Annotated in this window: 15 protein-coding genes; 8 read left to right on the top strand and 7 right to left on the bottom strand. The window is 70.0% G+C overall.

From position 1 onward, the window contains the following. The first annotated feature begins 9 nt into the window (after window positions 1-9). From ACYVKL_RS06075 to ACYVKL_RS06060, 4 genes are all read left to right on the top strand, one after another. On the top strand, window positions 10-765 hold the full coding sequence (locus ACYVKL_RS06075) for a response regulator transcription factor (protein ID WP_379169846.1): 756 nt from the start codon (window positions 10-12) through the stop codon (window positions 763-765). Between the two features lie 21 nt (window positions 766-786). Continuing rightward, a complete protein-coding gene (locus tag ACYVKL_RS06070) occupies window positions 787-1,143 on the top strand; it encodes a hypothetical protein (RefSeq protein ID WP_379168991.1) in 357 nt (118 codons plus the stop codon). Between the two features lie 300 nt (window positions 1,144-1,443). Beyond that, a complete protein-coding gene (locus ACYVKL_RS06065; protein WP_379168989.1) occupies window positions 1,444-2,424 on the top strand; it encodes an AraC-like ligand-binding domain-containing protein in 981 nt (326 codons plus the stop codon). A 303-nt stretch (window positions 2,425-2,727) separates the two neighbouring features. Next, on the top strand, window positions 2,728-3,384 hold the full coding sequence (locus tag ACYVKL_RS06060) for an arsenate reductase ArsC (RefSeq protein ID WP_379168987.1): 657 nt from the start codon (window positions 2,728-2,730) through the stop codon (window positions 3,382-3,384). 21 nt (window positions 3,385-3,405) lie between these two features. Here ACYVKL_RS06060 and ACYVKL_RS06055 read toward each other — a convergent pair whose 3' ends face one another. Beyond that, window positions 3,406-3,981 (bottom strand): TetR/AcrR family transcriptional regulator, encoded by a 576-nt coding sequence (locus ACYVKL_RS06055; protein WP_379168985.1) that lies wholly within the window; start codon window positions 3,979-3,981, stop codon window positions 3,406-3,408. A gap of 42 nt (window positions 3,982-4,023) precedes the next feature. On the opposite strand from ACYVKL_RS06055, the gene ACYVKL_RS06050 reads away from it, so the two are divergent. Then, on the top strand, window positions 4,024-4,881 hold the full coding sequence (locus ACYVKL_RS06050) for a phytanoyl-CoA dioxygenase family protein (RefSeq protein ID WP_379168983.1): 858 nt from the start codon (window positions 4,024-4,026) through the stop codon (window positions 4,879-4,881). On the opposite strand, the gene ACYVKL_RS06045 is transcribed toward ACYVKL_RS06050, so the two are convergent. From ACYVKL_RS06045 to ACYVKL_RS06020, 6 genes are all read right to left on the bottom strand, one after another. Beyond that, window positions 4,869-5,051, bottom strand: coding sequence for a hypothetical protein (locus ACYVKL_RS06045; RefSeq protein WP_357199686.1), 183 nt, complete (start codon window positions 5,049-5,051; stop codon window positions 4,869-4,871). The two genes, ACYVKL_RS06050 and ACYVKL_RS06045, sit on opposite strands and share 13 nt — an antisense overlap. A gap of 183 nt (window positions 5,052-5,234) precedes the next feature. Continuing rightward, window positions 5,235-6,881: a DEAD/DEAH box helicase gene (locus tag ACYVKL_RS06040; protein ID WP_379168981.1), complete on the bottom strand. Its 1,647-nt coding sequence runs from the start codon at window positions 6,879-6,881 to the stop codon at window positions 5,235-5,237. Window positions 6,882-7,115: 234 nt separating this feature from the next. After that, window positions 7,116-8,471 (bottom strand): M1 family metallopeptidase, encoded by a 1,356-nt coding sequence (locus ACYVKL_RS06035; protein WP_379168979.1) that lies wholly within the window; start codon window positions 8,469-8,471, stop codon window positions 7,116-7,118. After that, a complete protein-coding gene (locus ACYVKL_RS06030; protein WP_379169844.1) occupies window positions 8,471-12,379 on the bottom strand; it encodes a Pls/PosA family non-ribosomal peptide synthetase in 3,909 nt (1,302 codons plus the stop codon). The genes ACYVKL_RS06035 and ACYVKL_RS06030 overlap by 1 nt, the downstream gene beginning before the upstream one ends. Before the next feature lie 141 nt (window positions 12,380-12,520). Further along, entirely contained in the window at window positions 12,521-13,465 is a 945-nt protein-coding gene (locus ACYVKL_RS06025) for an extracellular catalytic domain type 1 short-chain-length polyhydroxyalkanoate depolymerase (RefSeq protein WP_379168978.1), read from the bottom strand. A 47-nt stretch (window positions 13,466-13,512) separates the two neighbouring features. After that, window positions 13,513-14,049, bottom strand: coding sequence for a gluconokinase (locus ACYVKL_RS06020; protein WP_379168976.1), 537 nt, complete (start codon window positions 14,047-14,049; stop codon window positions 13,513-13,515). Window positions 14,050-14,207: 158 nt separating this feature from the next. On the opposite strand from ACYVKL_RS06020, the gene ACYVKL_RS06015 reads away from it, so the two are divergent. The 3 genes from ACYVKL_RS06015 to ACYVKL_RS06005 all read left to right on the top strand — a co-directional run bounded on the left by ACYVKL_RS06015 (window position 14,208) and on the right by ACYVKL_RS06005 (window position 18,399). Continuing rightward, a complete protein-coding gene (locus ACYVKL_RS06015; protein WP_379168974.1) occupies window positions 14,208-15,722 on the top strand; it encodes a serine/threonine-protein kinase in 1,515 nt (504 codons plus the stop codon). A 222-nt stretch (window positions 15,723-15,944) separates the two neighbouring features. Continuing rightward, the gene (locus tag ACYVKL_RS06010) at window positions 15,945-17,159 is read left to right on the top strand and encodes a cytochrome P450 family protein (protein WP_379168972.1); all 1,215 of its coding nucleotides are present in this window, start codon (window positions 15,945-15,947) and stop codon (window positions 17,157-17,159) included. A gap of 10 nt (window positions 17,160-17,169) precedes the next feature. Next, window positions 17,170-18,399, top strand: coding sequence for a cytochrome P450 family protein (locus ACYVKL_RS06005; RefSeq protein ID WP_379168971.1), 1,230 nt, complete (start codon window positions 17,170-17,172; stop codon window positions 18,397-18,399). Window positions 18,400-18,432 lie beyond the last annotated feature (33 nt).

Below are 18,432 nucleotides of genomic sequence, written 5' to 3'. Positions count from 1 at the left end.
ACGACCACCATGACCGGTATGGAATTCGTCGGTGCGGGTGCGCATAGGGTGACGACCGTGAGCGATCGCGCCGCGGCCGCCGCGGCCAGCGTGCTGGTGGTCGACGACGAGCCCTACATCCTCGACCTGCTGTGCTCCGCACTGCGGCTGAGCGGGTTCGACGTCTACTCCGCCGACAGCGGCCGGGGCGCCCTGGAAGCCGCGACCCGGCGGCCACCCGACGTCATGATCCTCGACGTCATGCTGCCCGACCTCGACGGATTCACCGTGGCCCGGCGACTGCGGGCGGCGGGCAGCGAGGTGCCGGTGCTGTTTCTCACCGCGCGCGACGCCGTCGAGGACCGCATCGCCGGACTCAGCGCCGGCGGTGACGACTATGTGAGCAAACCGTTCAGCCTCGAGGAAGTGGTGCTGCGGCTGCACGCCATCCTGCGCCGCACCAAACCCGCCGACGACGACGGACCCGACCGGCTGCGCTTCGCTGACCTCGAACTCGACGCCGGCACCCACCGGGTCTTCCGCGGCGGCGAGCAGATCTGGCTCTCGGCCACCGAATTCAAACTGCTGCAGTACCTGATGCTCAACGCGGGCAAGGTGGTGAGCAAGCGGCAGATCCTCGATCGGGTGTGGCAGGCCGAGGCAGGCCGTGCCGACCGGGTGGTCGAAACATTCGTCAGTCAACTGCGGCGCAAGATCGACACCGATCACCCGCCACTCATCCACACCGTGCGCGGCGTCGGATACACCTTGCGGGACAACGCCTAGCGGGCCTACCCGGGGCGTACCGTGAAGAGGTTCCGTCTGAGCCGCAACCCCTTGCGAGTCATCGTGAACCAGAAGTCGACCGCCGCGGTCCGCAAACACGCCCTGATGTCGTTGTGGCAGTTGATCAGACTCGTCGACGAGGACGACGACGGCCTGCTCAGCGGCTCGGCCTACGCCACCGCGGGCGTGGTCGACCGGCTCGCGCGCATCGCCCGGCCATGGTCGGCGACCCTGGTCCGGCTGGGTCTCACCGCGTTGGCGCGCAGCCGCAACGGCGACGGGAGTTGGGGGAATCCGCACGCGCCGAATGAATATCGGGTGGTGCCGACGCTTGCGGTGGTGTGCGCGCTGCGGGGGCGCTGGCGGTCTTCGCGCTGAACTGTTGGAACGATGCCGCCGATCGCCGCTCCCCGCCCGATCTGCCGTCGTGGCGGCGGCATTGCGCAGGGCCCACCACTTTCTGGCCGGCAGCTACGACGCGAGCGACACCGATGCGGTGCGAACCCCGTTGTGGCACTACGAAGATCTTGGATCGCCGCCTCGCCTCGAACGCCTCGCGACGTTGACTGCGCTCCTGCTGAGCGGTGCACCCGTGCAGTGAGGCGCCGGGCGCGACAATCGCCGGAACTCGGCCGAAAAGCTGGTTACCGGACGAATTTTGGTGAGACGATGGCGTTCGTGGACCATGCCGTTTTCGGCGCCGTCGAGATTTCCTCGTCCTCGACCCTTTCCCCACGTCAGGCATTCGAGCAGTGGGAAGCCCTGATGTCGGATGCGGTCGCGCCGACCGCCATCGAGCCCTTGCGCACCGGGCACTGGCACGGCCAAGTGGCGTCCACGCTATTCGACGGATTCGCGGTCTCGCGCATGCAGGCCAGCGCACAGCGGGCCATGCGAACTTCAAGGATGGTGGCGCGGACGACCGGAGACTTCCTGCTGGTGAATATCGTCCTGAAGGGGACGAATTGGACCGAGCAGGGTGGCCGGACCGCCGAGACCACACCCGGCACCGTCGCCTTCTTCGACAGCGGTCTGCCGCTCGAGAGCCGCACCACCGACAATTGCCTGTCGACACTGGTGCGCGCCCCGATGCAACTGGTGCTCGAGCACTCCGGTCTCACCCGCGCGCAGCTGCCCACCGCCACCGCCGTCCCCGCCACCGGCGCGCTGGGTGTGGTGACCGCGTTCTTCCGGAACCTGGCCGAACTACCCGCGGACGACATCGCTCGCGCGGTCACCGTCTTCGGCAGCGACGCCGCCGGCATGATGGCCTCGGCGCTGCTGCTGTCCACCGGTGAATCCGCGCCCGCCCCCACCGATTCCCTCTACACCCGCCAGCAGGTGCTGGCCTTCATCCGCAAGAACTTCACCAACCCGGACCTGACGGTCGACGAGATCGCGCACGCCTGCCTGCTGTCGCGCCGCACCCTGTACCGGGTGTGCGAAGGCTTCGGCGAACCCGGCGCCCTGGTCCGCCGCACCCGGATCGCCCACGCCCGCCGCCTCATTCGCGCCGACCCCACCCGCTCCCTGGCCTCGGTCGCGGCCGCGAGCGGCTTCTCCACCGACCGCCACTTCTACCGTGCCTTCCGGGAGGAAACCGGACTCACCCCCGGTCAGTTCCGCGACCAGCTCGGCCGGGGTGGCGGGAACCCCTAGACCACAACGGATTTCGGGCCTGATCCCACCTTGATGCTGCGATCCGACCGGCGGGTCGAGCTCGCGCCGGGCCGTCGGTGTGGCCGCCGCGGCGCGCGGGGGCTGGATGTGGCCGTGGTCACATCGGGGTGTGCGATGTGGGAATTCGCTCACGGTGCATCCGGTCGGCGACCCTTGCTCCGCTGGCCCTACCACGCACAATGGCGATAGCGTTCACCTATCGCCGCTTGTGTTCGCAGGTCACAGCTCAGCGCAGAGTGCACGGCAGCGAGATAGGCTGGAATCCGAGCGGAGGGAGCGAGCGTGAACGAGAATCCCGGCGCCGCCGTGCCTTCCGGCACCGAGGCGGATCCGGCCGTGCTGAGCGACGCGGCGACACGGCTGAACGCGGAATTCGGTCCGGCGGTCGACGCCGCCACCGTCGACCGCATCCTCGACGGCTCACTGGCCCACCTCACCGCGATCGGCCTGCCCACCGACCGGCTGCCCGCGCTCGCCGAGCGCTTCGCCCGGGAGCGGCTGACGGCCATGGCCCGCACCGCGGGTCGCGGCGCACTGTCCGGGCCGACCGTCCTGTTCGTGTGCACCCAGAACGCCGGACGCTCGCAGATGGCGCTCGGCTTCTTCGTCAGCATGGCGGGGCAGCAGGCCGCCGCGTGGTCGTGCGGCTCCGCGCCGAGCGCGGCGATCCACCCGCTCGTGATCGAGGCCATGGCCGAACGGGGCGTGGATATCGCCGACGAGTTCCCGAAACCATGGTCCGACGAACTGATGCGCGCCGCCGACGTGGTGATCGACATGGGCTGCGGCGACGACAACCCGATCATCGGCGGACACCGCTTCGAACAATGGCCGCTGCCCGATCCCGCCGGGGGCGGGATCGAGGAGATTCGCGCCATCCGGGACGACATCGAACAGCGGGTCCGCCGCCTGGTCGCCAATCTGGGGCTGGCCGCCTGACTCGCGCCCGACCGTCCCGGGTCAGGACAATTCGAGCGAGGCCGCCGTCAACCGCCACAGGCGTTCGGCGACCAGGTCCACCTCGGGGCGGGGGAGCACTCGGAGCTGCTGTCCGATCCCGTGCCGCAAACCGCCGATGACGAACGCGCCCGCGCTGTCGGGGTCGAGATCGGCGGGAATCTCGCCGGTGGCCTGCCCGCGGCGGATATTGGTGGCCGCGGCGTCGCCGAGATTGCGGATGTAGACCGCCTGGATCTCCGTCAGCCCGGGATCGGGGGCCGCCTGATTGAGCAGCAGGGCCGCCAGCGGATGGTCGAAGTGGTAGGCCACGAAGCAGTGCGTGCGGGCGCGCTCGCGGGTCGCCCAGTCGCCGTCGGGCAGCTGATCGTCGGCGATGGCCCGGCTCAGGCCTTCGTAGAAGTCGTCCCAGATCGCTGCCAGCAGACCGACTTTCGAGCCGAAGTGGTGATACAGCGCGCCGGTGCTCAGGCCGGTGCGGCGGGTCAGCGCGCTCAACTCCAGCAGACCGTTGGCGTGGACCAGTTCGTCGCGAGCGGCATCGAGAAGTTGTTGACGTCCGATCGGTGCGCGTGCCACCCTCGGAGAATAACAGAACTCAGTTATGTAAAGGATGGCCCGATGAGCACGAAGGTGACCTCGCTACGGGATCTCGACGGTGATCTGGCCGGAACCTATCGGCGTACCGGCAGCAGCGGCGCGAGCATCGACCCGGCCGTGGTCGACGCCGATCTGGCCGCCCTCGAACGCGACGGGTACGTGATCCTGCCCGACCTGCTCTCGCCGGCCGAACTCGACGAGATCCGGGAAGCCGTTGCGCCACTGCTGGATCGGAGCGGGCGCAACAACTTCGAAGGCCATGCCACGCAGCGCGTCTACAGCGTGCTGAACAAGACCCGCTCCTGTGACCGCATCGCCGACCACCCGCGCGTGCTGGCCCTGCTGGATCGGCTGTTCATGCCGAACTATCTGCTGTCCATGCTGCAGGTGATCAATATCCAGCCCGGCGAGAACGCGCAGATGCTGCACACCGACGACGGCTTCTACCCGCTGCCGCGGCCGCGAAAGCCCTTGGGTGCGGCCACCATCTGGGCCATCGACGATTTCACCGCCGACAACGGCGCGACCGATGTGGTGCCGGGCAGTCAATTGTGGGGCGATGAGCTTCCCGACGAATCCACGCCCCGCGAACCGGTCGTAATGCGGGCCGGTAGCTGTGTATTCTTCGGCGGCACACTGTGGCACGGCGGCGGGGCGAATCGTTCGGCGAATTCGCGACTGGCGCTGACCGCGCAATACTGCGAACCGTGGCTGCGTCCGCAGGAGGCATTCACGCTCTCGATGACCCGCGACACGGTGCGCGCGGTGTCGGAGGACATTCGCCGGATGCTGGGCTACAGCATTCATCCGCCCTTCATCGGGCAGGTCGACGGCATGCACCCGAAACGGTTGCTGGAACCCGGCGCTCAGCCCCTGTAGTCCTCGATCGCCAGTTCCTGGGCCAATTTCACGGCCGCCTTCATATCCGGCGCGTACCCGACCCGCCATTGCAGCCTGTCGATCGGAGTGACCGACACCTTGTACCGGTGTTCGTCGACCCGCTCGTATTTCACCGTGACGCGCTCGTTGAGTGGTACGTGAGCGTTCATGGCTTCCCCTCCTGGCTTGTATGAGCGTCGGAGACGGCAGATACAAATGCACGGTGTGAAAGCGGCGGCTGCTTGCTTCTCATTAACTGTAGAAACTTACCGGTCGGGTAGATACCGGCAATTGTCACATTTCCGGCGCAAATGGACCGGGGTTGAAGGGACAACCCCGGTCCGTCGAGCGTGTCAGCCGTTGCGGCGACGGCGCGGGGCGCCGCCCGAGCGCGGCGAACCCACGCGGCCGCCACCGTTGTCGCCGGCCGCGCCGCCGTGGTCGCGCTGACGGGACACGCCGGCTCCGCGGCCCTCGGAACGGGTGCGAGCGGACGGATTGCCGCCGCTGGCTTCACCCGCGCGGCCGTTCCGGCCGCCGGTCGCTCCCGTGCCGGTACGGGGCTTGCCGGTCGAGCGGCCTCCGGTCCGGCCGCCGGGGCGGCCGTCCTTGGCGAGCTCGGGCTTGCGATCGGCCGGGCGGTCGGTGGTGCGCGTGTCCTCGCCACGCCCACCGGGCTTGCGCCGGTTGCGCGGCGCCGCCGAGGTGGCGTCGTTCGCGGGCCGGGACCGCTGACGGGGCTGACGCTGCCCGCGCGCGGGTGCGCCACCGGACGTCTCGCCGCGGGCCGCACCGGCATCGCCGGCGGAGACCGGAACCAGCGGCGCGACCTCGCCGATCAGCTGCGTCACCTGCGCCGAGTCCTGGGTCACCCGCTGCGGGGTGACGTCGATCTTGGCCTTGCGCATCAGGGTGGCGAGATCGCCGCGCTGGTCGGGCAGGACCAGGGTGACGACATCGCCGTCATTGCCGGCGCGGGCGGTGCGGCCCGAACGGTGCAGGTAGGCCTTGTGCTCGGCGGGCGGGTCGACGTGGACGACCAATTCGACGCCGTCGACGTGCACACCGCGCGCCGCCACGTCCGTGGCGACCAGCACCTTGGCCGAACCGGCGGCGAAGGCCGCCAGGTTGCGGTCGCGCGCCGGTTGGGTCAGGTTGCCGTGCAGATCCACGGCCGGGATGCCCGCGGTGGTGAGCTGACGGGCCAGCTTGCGCGCCTGATGCTTGGTGCGGGTGAACAGGATTCGGCGTTCGGCGCCGGAGGCGAGACGGTGCACGACCTCACGCTTGGCATCGTTGGTCGACACCTCGAACACGTGATGGGTCATCGCGGCGACGGGCGAATTCGCCTCGTCGACAGAGTGTTTCACCGCGTTCGGCAGGAAGCGCTGCACCAGCTTGTTGACCCCGTTGTCCAGGGTCGCCGAGAACAGCAGGCGCTGGCCGGTTGCCGGGGTGGCGGCGAGAATACGGGTGACGCCGGGCAGGAAGCCCAGGTCGGCCATGTGGTCGGCCTCGTCGATGATGGTGACCTCGACGGCGTCGAGGCTGATCAGGCCCTGCCGCATCAGGTCCTCGAGGCGGCCCGGGCAGGCGATGACGATATCGACGCCCCGCTTGAGCGCCTGCACCTGCCGATGCTGGGAGACGCCACCGAAGATGGTGGTCACCGTCATGCGGTACGCGGACGCGAGGGGCTCGAGGGTGGCCGCGATCTGGGTGGCCAGTTCGCGGGTCGGCGCCAGCACCAGACCGGTCGGGTGATTGGGCACCCGCTTGCCGGCCAGCTCACCGCCGAGCCGATCGACCATGGGGATGGAGAAGGCGAGGGTCTTGCCGCTGCCGGTGCGGCCGCGGCCCAGCACGTCCCGGCCCGCCAGCGAATCGGGCAGGGTGTCGGCCTGGATCGGGAAGGGTTCGGTGATACCGGCGTTGGTGAGGGCGCGAACCAGCGGTTCGCGGACTCCGAGCGCGGCGAAGGAGGTCGGGGCAGAAGTCATCGGTGCTGCAGTGCCTTTCGGGCATCGAATACGTGCCCGAGCCGTGCTGCGGACATCGGTCCGCGCCGGGGGCACAAGGTGGCGAGATTGCCAGTGGGCAAAATCGATCGCCGTAAGGAAAGCTAAGCCGCGCAGTGGGGGCTGCTTGGAAGTTGTAGCGATCTACGACGCTGATGTGACCGTGCGCTTGTCGGGCCCGGCACATCGATGATCAACAACGTGTTCGCTGGAAGTCTACCCGGTCTCGTAATCGGCCTCGAACGGGGGGCGGGCGGGCAACCCGGGCAGTGACCGGGCATACAGCCAGGCCTCCCAGAATGGACGCAGTGAGCTCGCGCTGTAATGCGCCGCCAGATCGGTGAATTCGTCGGTGCTCACCGAGGCGTGCCGGTAGCGCGCGGTCCAGGCCCGCAGCAGGTCGAAGAAGGCGATGTCGCCCAGGTGCAGGCGCAGCGAGTGCAGGGTGAGCGCGCCGCGCTTGTAGACCCGGTCGTCGAACATGAACTCGGGGGTGGGGTCGGTGAGCACCAGGTCCTGGGGCAGTCGCGACAGGTTGCGGTGCGCCGTGCGCGCCAGCTGATCGGCCGATGGACCGCCCGCGGCCTCGGACCAGATCCATTCGGCGTAACAGGCGAAACCCTCGTGTAGCCAGATATCGCGCCACTGCCGGATGGTGAGGCTGTTGCCGAACCACTGGTGCGCCAGCTCGTGGGCGACCAGGCGCTCCGAACCGCGCTGTCCGTCACAGTGATTCGCGCCGAACACCGAAATGCCCTGGGCCTCGATGGGAATCTCGAGCTCGTCGTCGGTCACCACCACCGTGTACGCCTCGAACGGGTAAGGCCCGAAGCGCTCGGTGAAGACCTCCATCATGCGCGGCTGGCGGGCGAAGTCGTGTTCGAAGGGGACGCGCAGTCGCTGCGGCAGCACCGCCTGCATGGGGATCGCGCCGCGCGGCGCCTCGACTCGCTGCTTGCGATACGGGCCGATCTGAATGGTCGCCAGATAGGTGGCCATGGGTTCGGGCTGCTCGTACACCCAGGTGGTCTGGCTGGCCTTGGTCTGCTTGCGGACCAGGGTTCCGTTGGCCTGCGCGTAGTAGGGGGAGTCGGTGGTGATCGAAATCCGGTAGCTGGCCTTGGAACTGGGGTGGTCGTCGCACGGGAACCAGGAGGCCGCGCCATTGGGCTGACTGGCCACCAGCGCGCCCTCGGTGAGCTCCTCCCAGCCGACCTCGCCCCACGGGCCGCGCACCGGTGTGGGCGGGCCCGCGTACTGCACGGTGAGCACCAGTGCGCCGCCCGCCGGAACGCGCTGGCGCGGGGTGATCACCAATTTGCCACGCTGGTGCAGGTATTTGGCCGGCTTGGCGCCGTTCACCAGCACCTTGGACACCGCCAGCGCCTGAGACAGGTCCAGCGCGAACCGATCTCGCGCGCCGGTGGTCACCGCGGTGATGTCGGCGCGCCCGGCGAGCCGATTGGTGGCCACCTTGTAGACCAGGTCCAGCTCGTAGCGCGAGACGCGGTAGCCGCGATTTCCGTTCTGCGGCAGGTAATCGTCGATGGGCTCGTCGAACGGATTGACCATCAGCGGCTCCGCTCCGGCCAGGGCGCGATGGGGTTGCCCCACCAGCGCGAGGACGGCGGCACGCTGTCGCCGCGCATCACCAGCGAGGCCGGTCCGATGGTCGCGCCCGCGCCGATCACGCTGGCGGGCAGGGCGACACAGTGCGGTCCCAGCGTGGCGCCCGCGCCCAGGGTGACGGTGTCCATGGCCATGATGCGGTCGTGGAACAGATGGGTCTGCACCACACAGCCGCGTTCCACGGTCGCGCCGTCACCGAGTGTCACCAGGTCAGCCTCCGGAAGCCAATAGGATTCGCACCATACCCCGCGGCCGATGGTCGCGCCGAGACCACGCAACCAGACATTCAGGACAGGTGTTCCGGTCGCGGCGCGCGCGAACCACGGCGCGGCCACATGCTCGACGAAGGTGTCGGCGACCTCGTTGCGCCACACGAACGAGCTCCACAGCGGATGCTCCTCGGCGCCGATCCGGCCCACCAGCAGCCATTTCGCGATCACCGACGAGGCGCCCGCGACCGCGCCCGCACTCAACAGCACCAGGCCGCTGAGCAGCGCGGTGGGCAGATGGCCCACGGTGTGGGCCAACGAGGCCAGGGCGAACAGCACCCCGAGGCCGATCGCGAAGGTCACCAGCACCGGGATCAATCGGCAGGTCTCCACCACCGCGCGCGCCACCTGCAGCCGCGGTGGCGGGTCGAAGGTGCGTGCGGTGTCGGAGGATTCGGCGGCGCGACGCAAGCGGGTGGGCGGGCTGCCCAGCCACGACGAACCCGCCTTGGCCTTGGACGGGGCCGCGGAGAGCACCGCGACCAGGCCGTTCTTGGGCACGCGGCGGCCCGGCGCGGTCATGCCGGAGTTGCCGAGGAAGGCGCGCTTGCCGACCTTGGCCTCGCCGATGCGCAGCCAGCCGCCGCCCAATTCGTAACTGGCGACCATGGTGTCGTCGGCCAGGAACGCGCCGTCGGCCACCACGGTGAACTTCGGCAGCAGCAGCACGGTCGAAACCTCCACGCGCTTGCCGACCTTCGCGCCCAGCAGGCGCAGCCACACCGGGGTCAGCAGGCTCGCGTAGAGCGGGAACAGGAAGGTGCGCGCGGAATCCAGCAGTCGCTCGGTGGACCAGGCCTGCCAGCCCTGCCGGCTGCGCACCGGATGGTGGCCTTCGGCCAGTCCGATCGCCAGCAGCCGCACCGAGACGATGGTGACCGCGGCGTACACCGCCAGCACCAGCAGCATGGCCACCGGCAGCATCGCGAAGGCGCGCCCGAAACCGGCTGTCAGCGTCGGGGTGTCGCGGATCCACCAGGCGAGCAGCAGGCCGCCGGTGCCCAGCGCGAAGATCGGAACCGAGGCCAGCAGCATGGACGTGACACCGAAGATCCCCACCCAGTGCGCGGCCCGCGCCGGGGTGGCGTCGGGCCAGCGGTGCTGGGCCCGGCCGACTTTCACCGCGGGCGAGCCCGCCCACTCCTGCTCGGCCTTGACCTTGCCCGCCACCGACGAGCCGGGCGCGATCTCGGCATTGCGGCCGATCTTGGTGCCCGGCAGCAGGATCGACCGCGCGCCGATCACCGCGCCCGGACCGATCTCGATGGGCCCGATGTGCACCAGGTCGCCGTCGATCCAATACCCCGACAGGTCCACCTCGGGTTCCACGCTGCACCCGTCGCCGAGTCGCAGCATGCCGGTCACCGGCGGCAGCGTGTGCAGGTCGACGCCCTTGCCGACGGTCGCGCCGAGCGCCCGCGCGAACGGCACCATCCACGGTGCGCCCGACAGATTCTCGGCGCCGCTGGCCTCCGACAGCCGCACGGCCGTCCACAGCCGCAGGTGCACCGGCCCGCCGCGCGGATAGGTGCCCGGCTCGACGCCGCGCAGCAGCAGCCGGGACCCGGCGATGCACAGGGCCATCCGGCCGGGCGGGGAGATGAACAGGACGAACGCCACGAGCGTCCACCACCACGACAGATGCGGCAGCCACGGCAGCGAGCCCGACCAGGCCGCGATATTGCCGACGATGGCCAGCCAGGTCAGCCATTGCAGACCGGTCAGCGTGGTGAGCGGAATCGTCGCCAGCACCTGGTACAGCTGCGCGGCCCGTGGCACCGGACGGACCACGCGTTCCTCGACCGCGACGGTCGGTGCGAAACCGTCCAGCAGTGCGGCCAGCGCGCCGAGGCGGGGATGGTCGTAGAGATCGGCCACCGCGATGGTGGGATGGCGTTCGCGCAGCGCGGCCACCAGCTGGGCCGCGGCCAGCGAACCGCCGCCCAGGTCGAAGAAGTCGGCGTCGGGATCGGTGACCTCGGCGCCCAGGATCGAATCCCACAGTCCCGCGACCCACTGCTGGGTCTCGGTGAGACCGGCCTCGGGGGTGGCGGCGATGGGTTTGGGCAGCGGCCAGGGCAGCGCGTCGCGGTCGACCTTGCCGGAGGTGCGGGTGGGCAGCTCGCCGACCACGGCCAGGCGCGGCACCAGCGGCGCGGGGAGCTGCTCGCCGAGAATGCTTCTGGCCGCGGCCAGGTCGTAGTTCGCGTCGGGTCCGGTGAGGTAGCCGACGAGGATCTTGTTGCCCGCCTTGGTGGTCCGGATGGCGGCGGCCGCGCCGGTGACGCCGGGCAGATGCTGCAGGGCGTTGTCGATCTCGCCGAGCTCGATGCGGCGGCCGCCCAGTTTGATCTGGTCGTCGGCGCGGCCCAGGAACACCAGGCCCTCGCGGTCGTTGCGGACCAGATCGCCGCTGCGGTAGGCGCGTTCCCAGCCCACCGACTCCAACGGGGCGTACTTCTCGGCGTCCTTGGCCGGGTCGAGATAGCGGGCCAGGCCGACGCCGCCGATCACGAGTTCTCCGGATTCGCCCTCGCCCACGGGGTTTCCGGCCGCGTCGACGACGGTCAGATCCCAGCCGTCCAGCGGCAGCCCGATGCGGATCGGGAAACCGCCGTCCAGCAGCGCCGCGCACGCCACCACGGTGGCCTCGGTGGGGCCGTAGGTGTTCCACACCTCGCGCTCGGAATCCTGGTTCCCGGCAAGTCGTTCGGCGAGCTCCGGCGGGACGGCCTCACCGCCGAAGATGAGCAGCCGCACCGGTTCCAGGGCCTCGACGGGCCAGGTGGCGGCCAGTGTCGGCACCGTGGAAACGATGCTGATCTCGCGGCGCACCAGCCACGGACCCAGATCCGCGCCGGTGCGCACCAGCGCGCGCGGGGCGGGGACCAGGCAGGCCCCGTGCCGCCAGGCCAGCCACATCTCCTCGCAGGAGGCGTCGAAGGCGACCGACAGACCGGCCAGCACCCGGTCGCCGGGCCCGATCGGCTCGTGCCGCAGGAACAGCCGCGCCTCGGCGTCGACGAACGCGGCGGCATTGCGATGGGTGACCGCAACGCCTTTGGGGGTTCCGGTGGAACCGGAGGTGAAGATGATCCAGGCGTCGTCGCCGGGGGCGGGCGCGCCGGTCGCGGGCGATGCCGGTGCGGCACCGCTGTCTTCCCTTGTGACGCCGGTGGTCTCGATGCCCGCCGCGGTGACGATGGCCGAGACCCGGGCCTCGCCGAACACCAGCCGGGCGCGCTCGTCCGGGTCGTCGGCGTCGACCGGCACATAGGCCGCGCCGGCGTGCAGGACGGCCAGGATGGTGATGTACAGCCCGCGGGTGCCCGAGGGCATCCGGACGCCGACCCGATCCCCGGCGCGCACGCCCGCCGCGGTCAGCCGATCGACCTCGACCGCGATCTCGGCCAGCAGTTCCGCGTACCCGAGTTCGACCTCGCCGTCGTCGATGGCGGGTGCGTCGGGGTACGCCGCGGCGGTCGCGGCGAGAATGTCCACCAGGGTGCGGGCCTGCGGCGCGAGGGCGGCCCGCATCATCGGGTTCGTCTCGGTCTCGATCTCGGCCTGCGGTCGCGGCATGACGTGCTGCCCACCTCTCATGGAACCATCCGACACTGCTGCGTTGGTTGTTTCATATGAGAGTTACCGGCAGGCAAACTGTGGGGCGGCCATTGGCCCACGGTACCGGTAAGTCCTGGTTGTCCGGTGTTCGACCGGCGGTTATGCGTGGAAACGTGCGCAGAACCGCCAGATCACCTCCGCGGCGTCGAACTGGTGAGTGACGTTCCCGACAATGGCCTTGGGCAGGTATTGCGGCCCGCCGGGCCAGGTGTGGCCACCGTCGGTGACGGTATAGAGCTGTACCGAGGAGCCGCCCGCGCAGTCGGAGGACGCGACGGTGACCGAGGTGCCGTCGTCGGTGCGCTGGGGGAGCGCGGTGGTGGTGACCGCGTCGCAGGCGTCGCGTTCCCGCCACGCCTGCTGGGTGGCCGCGACCGACAGCACCGGGCTGGTGCCCGCGCCGTGCCGGCTGGAGGTGACCCGCACGACACCGCCGTCGAAGGGCACGATCGGGTCGGTGGTGCCGTGGATCTCGAGCACCGGCAGGGGATGGGCTGGGGTGCAGCCGGATTCGTCGGCCTGCGGCAGCGGCCCGGCCACGGGGGCGATAGCGGCCAGCTTGCCCGACAGCCGGCAGCCCAGTTGCTCGGTGAACATGCCGCCGTTGGACATGCCGGTGGCGTAGACCCGGGCCGGGTCGACCGAGTCGCCGCCGATGATCCGGTCGATCACCGCCGCAACGAAACCCACGTCGTCGATGGCGGCGGCCCCGGCGTTGGTGTCTCCGCCCCGGCCGTCGTTCCAGGACCTCTGGTATCCGTCGGGGTAGACGGCGAGGAAACCTTCGGAATCGGAGAGCCGGTTGAAGCCCGAGGTCTCGGCCATATTGCGGGCGGTGCCCCCGCCACCGTGGAAGGCGAGGACCGCGGGCATGAGCCCCTGGGGGTGGTTGGCGGGGAAATGGACGATGTATTGCCGCTGCAATCCGCCGAATTCGAGGGTGACGGTCGTGTCCCCGGCCGCGCGGGCCTGCGGGTGCCCGCACCCGGCGGCCATCAGAACGGTGGAGAGCAGGACCGCGGCGGCGATTCTCGGTGCGTACACGCCGTCGATCGTAGAGACGTGGCCTGAAGCTGAGCTGAAGCTTCGGATCAGCTGTGAGCGCGCAGGGCGGCCAGCGCGGCGACTGCCATTTCCGCTGGCGGAGGACCGATTTCGAGCCGCACGACGGGCTCGTCGGGGCCCGGCGGCTCCAGGGTGTCCAATTGCGAATCCAGCAGGGCCGCGGGCATGAAATGGCCGGTGCGGGCGGCGAGGCGGGCCGCGAGCTGTTGCCGCGAACCGGTCAGCTGCAGGATGGTGAGGATCGCGTCCGGGTGACCGACGAGGCTGCGGCGCAGGACGTCCCGATAGGAGCGTCTGAGCGCCGAGCAGGTGACCACCGCCGAGCGGCCCGCCGCGAACTCCGCCGACATCCAGGCCGCGATGGCGGCCAGCCACGGGGCGCGATCGGCGTCGGTGAGCGCGTGCCCGGCCGCCATCTTCGCGATATTGGCGGGCGGATGCAGGTCGTCGCCTTCGAGGAGATCCCAGCCCAGGCTCCGGGCGAGTGTCGCGGCGAGGGTGGACTTTCCGGACCCCGAGACGCCCGTGACGACCGCGATGTGCGGCCGGGCGGCGGCGGTCATCAAGTCTCCTGGATCGGTGCGGAGCGGGTGGTCGCACCGAGGATAACCAGCGAGAACGCCGGCGAACCGACGGCCCGCCGCATCCGATCCACACCGTTCCTCCCGCCGTCGGCGGGTCCCGGTATTGTCTGCGGTTGCAGGTGAATCGGGAGGATTGTTTGGCTGAGCAGCTCCGGCCGGGAGTGTCCTTCGCCGGGTATCGGATCGAGCGGCTGATCGGCGTCGGCGGAATGGGTGAGGTGTACCTCGCTCACGACCGGGACCTGCCCCGATTCGTCGCCCTCAAACTGCTCAACGGGGTGGCCGGGGAGAACGACGAGACCCGGCAGCGCTTCCTGCGCGAGGCCAATATCATTGCCCGGCTCACGCATCCGAACATCGTCACCATCTACGCGCGCGGCGAGGAACAGGGCCGGCTGTGGCTGGCCATGGCCTACGTCGACGGCTCGGACCTGGAGGCAGAACTGGTCACCGGGCCGCTGGATCCCAGCCGCGCCGCCGCCATCACCGCCGACGTGGCCCGCGCCCTCGACTACGCCCACGACGCCGGCGTGCTGCACCGCGACGTCAAACCCGCCAACATCCTGCTGACCGCGCAGCCGCGAGAATGGGCGCTGCTCACCGACTTCGGCATCGCCGAGTCGAACCACGAGGTCCGGGGCATCACCGGCCGCGGCGAAGTGGTGGCCAGCTTCCAGTACAGCGCTCCCGAACGCTTCCACGACGAGGCCCGCGTCGACCGCCGGGCCGACGTGTACAGCCTGGGCTGCACGCTGTTCGAAATGCTCACCGGGACACCGCCCTACGCCGACACCGACCTGCCCCGCCTGATCTACCGGCACGTCAAGGCCCCGGTGCCGTCCCCGCACGCGCTGAACCCGGCTCTGCCCGCCGCGCTGGACCCGATCCTGGCGCGCGCCATGGCCAAGAACCCCCGGCACCGCTACGCCACCTGCGCCGAACTGTCGGCGGCGGTGAGCGGCGTGCTCACCGAATCACCTGCCGCCGCCCCGGTTCCGCCGCTCGCGGAGCCTGCGCGCGGGCAGAACCGGCACGCCGTGGTCACCGAGTCGCGGCCGTGGACCCGGTCGCGCACCCTGCTGGTGGTGCTCGCGGTCGCGGTGGCCGCCGGGGCCGCGGCCGCCGCCGTCGGGCTGTTGTCGACCCTGCTGGAGCCGAGCCCGCGCGGATCGGCAGCGGCCACCACCAGCCGTCCGGCGGCGACATCGAGCCGGACGTCCGCGGTGACCCCGGCCGCCACCACCTCGATCAACGCGTCGGTGGCCGCGGCCGCCGACGGCTGCCAGACCCGGCGCACCCCCGACGGCGTCACCGGCACCGACCCCGGCGGCATCGCCACCGGTCCCGATGCCATCCTCGCCTTCCAATACGCCTACTACGTGCTGCGCTCCGGCTCGGTGGCAAGCCAATTCGTCGCGGGCGACGCCTCCAACGTGGCCAACCCGGCCACCATCCAGAGCGGCATCGACTCGTTGCCGGTGGGCACCCGCTACTGCGTGCAGATCGGGCGCATCACCCCCGGCGACGACGAGCACTGGGCGGTGAAAGTCATCCAGCAGCGCCCCGGGGAACTGCAGGACGCGTTCACCCAGACCGTGACCACCCGCACGGTCGGTGGCCGCACCCTGATCACCTCCATCGTCGAGGAATAACGGCCTCGCGCCGCGGCTTACCAGCCCCCGGTTCGAGGAGCGGCAGGGCCCGTTGGTGTTTCGCAAAATCGGTAGCCGTGCGGGGGGACTGCTAGGGTGCGAAAAGGTGGCTCGATCGGGAAGGCCCGGTGGAGCACGGTGAAAGCTGTTCGTCGGTAGGGAGTTTCGGTCGTGGACACCACAGGGTCACGGGGCGGGTTCGTGGGGGCGGGAGGGTGCCCGATGCGCGGCGGTTCGGCGCTGGGAACCGAGGAGCTCAGAATCCTGCTGGGGACACCGGAATTCGCGGCCGACCCGCACGCCGCCTACCGTGACATGCGGCGCCGCTACGGCTCCATGGTGCCCATCGAACTGGCGCCCGGCGTCCCGGCCACGCTGGTCGTGAACTATCGGACCGCGCTGCGAATCCTCAACGACCCCGAGCACTTTCCCGCCGACCCGCGGGTCTGGCAGGAAACCATCCCCGAGGACTCGCCGATCCGGCCGATGATGCAGTGGTATCCCAACGCGCTGCGCAACTCCGGCGCCGAGCACCTGCGCTACCGGCAGGCCTACACCGCCAGTATCGACGGAATCGATCTGCACGCCGTGCATTCCACCGTCGAGAAGATCGCGGGCCCGCTCATCGCGAGCATCGCCGCCCAGGGCGGGGCCGACGTGGTCTCGGGCTATGCGCTGCCGCTGGTGTTCGAGGTGCTCAACCAATTGGTGGGCTGCTCAGCGGATATCGGGCAGCGGGTGGCCACCGGCATGGCCGCGCTGTTCGACACCGTCAACGCCGCGTGGGGCATGCAGACCCTGGCCGAGGCGCTGATGGAGCTCATCGCGCTGCGCCGCGCCGAACCCGGTGACGACGTCACCTCCCGCATGGCCCACCACTCGGCCGCGCTCAACGACGAGGAAATGCTGTACCAGCTGGTCAGCTTCTACGGTGCGGGCCTCGAGCCAATGCAGAACCTGATCGCCAACACCCTGCTGCTGATGCTCACCGACGAGCGCTTCGGCGGAGACATGCTGGGCGGCAGCCTGTCCACCCGCGACGCGATCGACGAGGTCCTCTTCAACGACCCGCCGATGGCCAACTTCTCCATCAGCTATCCGCGCCAGCCCGTGCTCATCGACACCACCTGGCTGCCCGCCCATCAGCCGGTCCTGATCAGCCTCGCGGCCTGCAACAACGATCCCGAGATCGCGGGCGGCGACCGCACCGGCAACCGTTCGCACCTGGCGTGGAGCGCGGGCCCGCACGCCTGCCCCGCCCGCTCGGTGGCCTACTTGGTCGCGCAAACCGCGATCGACCAGCTGCTCGACGCGCTGCCCGATATCGCGCTGGCCGTCGGCAAAGACGAGATCTCCTGGCGTCCCGGCCCGTTCCACCGCGCCATGGTGGCACTGCCGGTCGAATTCCCGATCAGTCCCGCGCTCCGCGCGGTGTAAGGAGCTTTTCATGTCCCAGAGCCCGATCGTGCTGGACGTCACCGGCGCCGACATCCAGGGCGAGTCCGCGCGGATTCGCGAGCAGGGCCCCGTCGCGCTGGTGGAGCTGCCGGGCGGCGTGCACGCGTGGTCGGTGACCGACCAGACCGTGCTCAAGAGCCTGCTGGCCGACGCCCGCGTCTCGAAGGACCCCCGCCAGCACTGGTCGGCCTTCCAGAACGGTGAGATCACCGAGGCCTGGCCGCTGATGCCCTGGATCGCGGCGGAGAACATGTTCACCGCCTACGGCTCCGACCACCGCCGGCTGCGGAAGCTGGTGTCCCCGGCCTTCACCCACCGCCGCACCACCGCCATGCGGGAGCGCATCGAGGCCATCGTCGCCGAACTGCTCGACGAGCTGGCCGAGCTGCCGGCCGGGTCGACCGCGGACCTGCGCTCGCTCTACGCCTACCCGGTCCCGATCCGCGTGATCAGCGGGCTGATGGGCGTGCCCGAGCACCTCGACGCCGCCATCCACAAGTGCGTGGACGGCTTCTTCGACGGATCGCTGACCGCCGAAGAGGCCATGGCCAACTTCATGGACATGTACGCGCGGGTCGGCGAACTGGTCGCCTACCGCCGCGAGCACCCGGGCGACGACATCACCACCGCCATGATCGCCTCCCGCGACGAGGACGGCTCGCAGCTGACCGACAAGGAACTCGTCGAGACGCTGATGCTGGTCATCAACGCCGGCCACGAGACCACGGTCAACCTGATCGGCCAGGCCATCGTCGCGCTGCTCGCGCACCCCGAGCAGCTGGCCGACGTCCGCGCCGAGAAGGCCACCTGGAACGACGTCATCGAGGAGACCCTGCGCTACCAGGCGCCGGTCGCGCACCTGCCGCTGCGCTACGCGGTCGAGGACATCGACGTCGAGGGCATCCTGATCCCCAAGGGCGAGGCCATCCTCGCCTCCTACGCCGGTGCCAGCCGCGACCCGAAGATTCACGGCGAGACCGCCGACCGGTTCGACGTCCACCGCGACACCAAGGACCAGCACGTCGCCTTCGGGCACGGCGCCCACCACTGCCTGGGTGCGCCGCTGGCCCGCATGGAGGCCGCCATCGCGCTGCCCGCCCTGTTCGAGCGCTTCCCGAACCTCCGATTGGCCACGCCCGCAACGGAATTGACCCCGATCGGGAGCTTCATCTCCAACGGGCACACCAGCCTGCCGGTGGTGCTGACCGCGGGCGAGTAACTCCCGCGCCCTGATTTCTCCCGAACCGCACCG

The organism is Nocardia tengchongensis (genome assembly GCF_054781395.1).
The sequence above is the reverse complement of the archived record's forward strand: the minus strand, read 5'-3'. Positions and strand labels throughout refer to the sequence as shown.

What these genes read in the sequence shown, in the direction of transcription:
- ACYVKL_RS06075 (WP_379169846.1), top strand. Translation starts at nt 10, where the DNA reads ATGACCGGTATGGAATTCGTCGGTGCGGGTGCGCATAGGGTGACGACC.
- ACYVKL_RS06050 (WP_379168983.1), top strand. Translation starts at nt 4,024, where the DNA reads ATGAGCACGAAGGTGACCTCGCTACGGGATCTCGACGGTGATCTGGCC.
- ACYVKL_RS06045 (WP_357199686.1), bottom strand. Translation starts at nt 5,051, where the DNA reads ATGAACGCTCACGTACCACTCAACGAGCGCGTCACGGTGAAATACGAG.
- ACYVKL_RS06040 (WP_379168981.1), bottom strand. Translation starts at nt 6,881, where the DNA reads ATGACTTCTGCCCCGACCTCCTTCGCCGCGCTCGGAGTCCGCGAACCG.
- ACYVKL_RS06035 (WP_379168979.1), bottom strand. Translation starts at nt 8,471, where the DNA reads ATGGTCAATCCGTTCGACGAGCCCATCGACGATTACCTGCCGCAGAAC.
- ACYVKL_RS06030 (WP_379169844.1), bottom strand. Translation starts at nt 12,379, where the DNA reads ATGCCGCGACCGCAGGCCGAGATCGAGACCGAGACGAACCCGATGATG.
- ACYVKL_RS06020 (WP_379168976.1), bottom strand. Translation starts at nt 14,049, where the DNA reads ATGACCGCCGCCGCCCGGCCGCACATCGCGGTCGTCACGGGCGTCTCG.
- ACYVKL_RS06010 (WP_379168972.1), top strand. Translation starts at nt 15,945, where the DNA reads ATGCGCGGCGGTTCGGCGCTGGGAACCGAGGAGCTCAGAATCCTGCTG.
- ACYVKL_RS06005 (WP_379168971.1), top strand. Translation starts at nt 17,170, where the DNA reads ATGTCCCAGAGCCCGATCGTGCTGGACGTCACCGGCGCCGACATCCAG.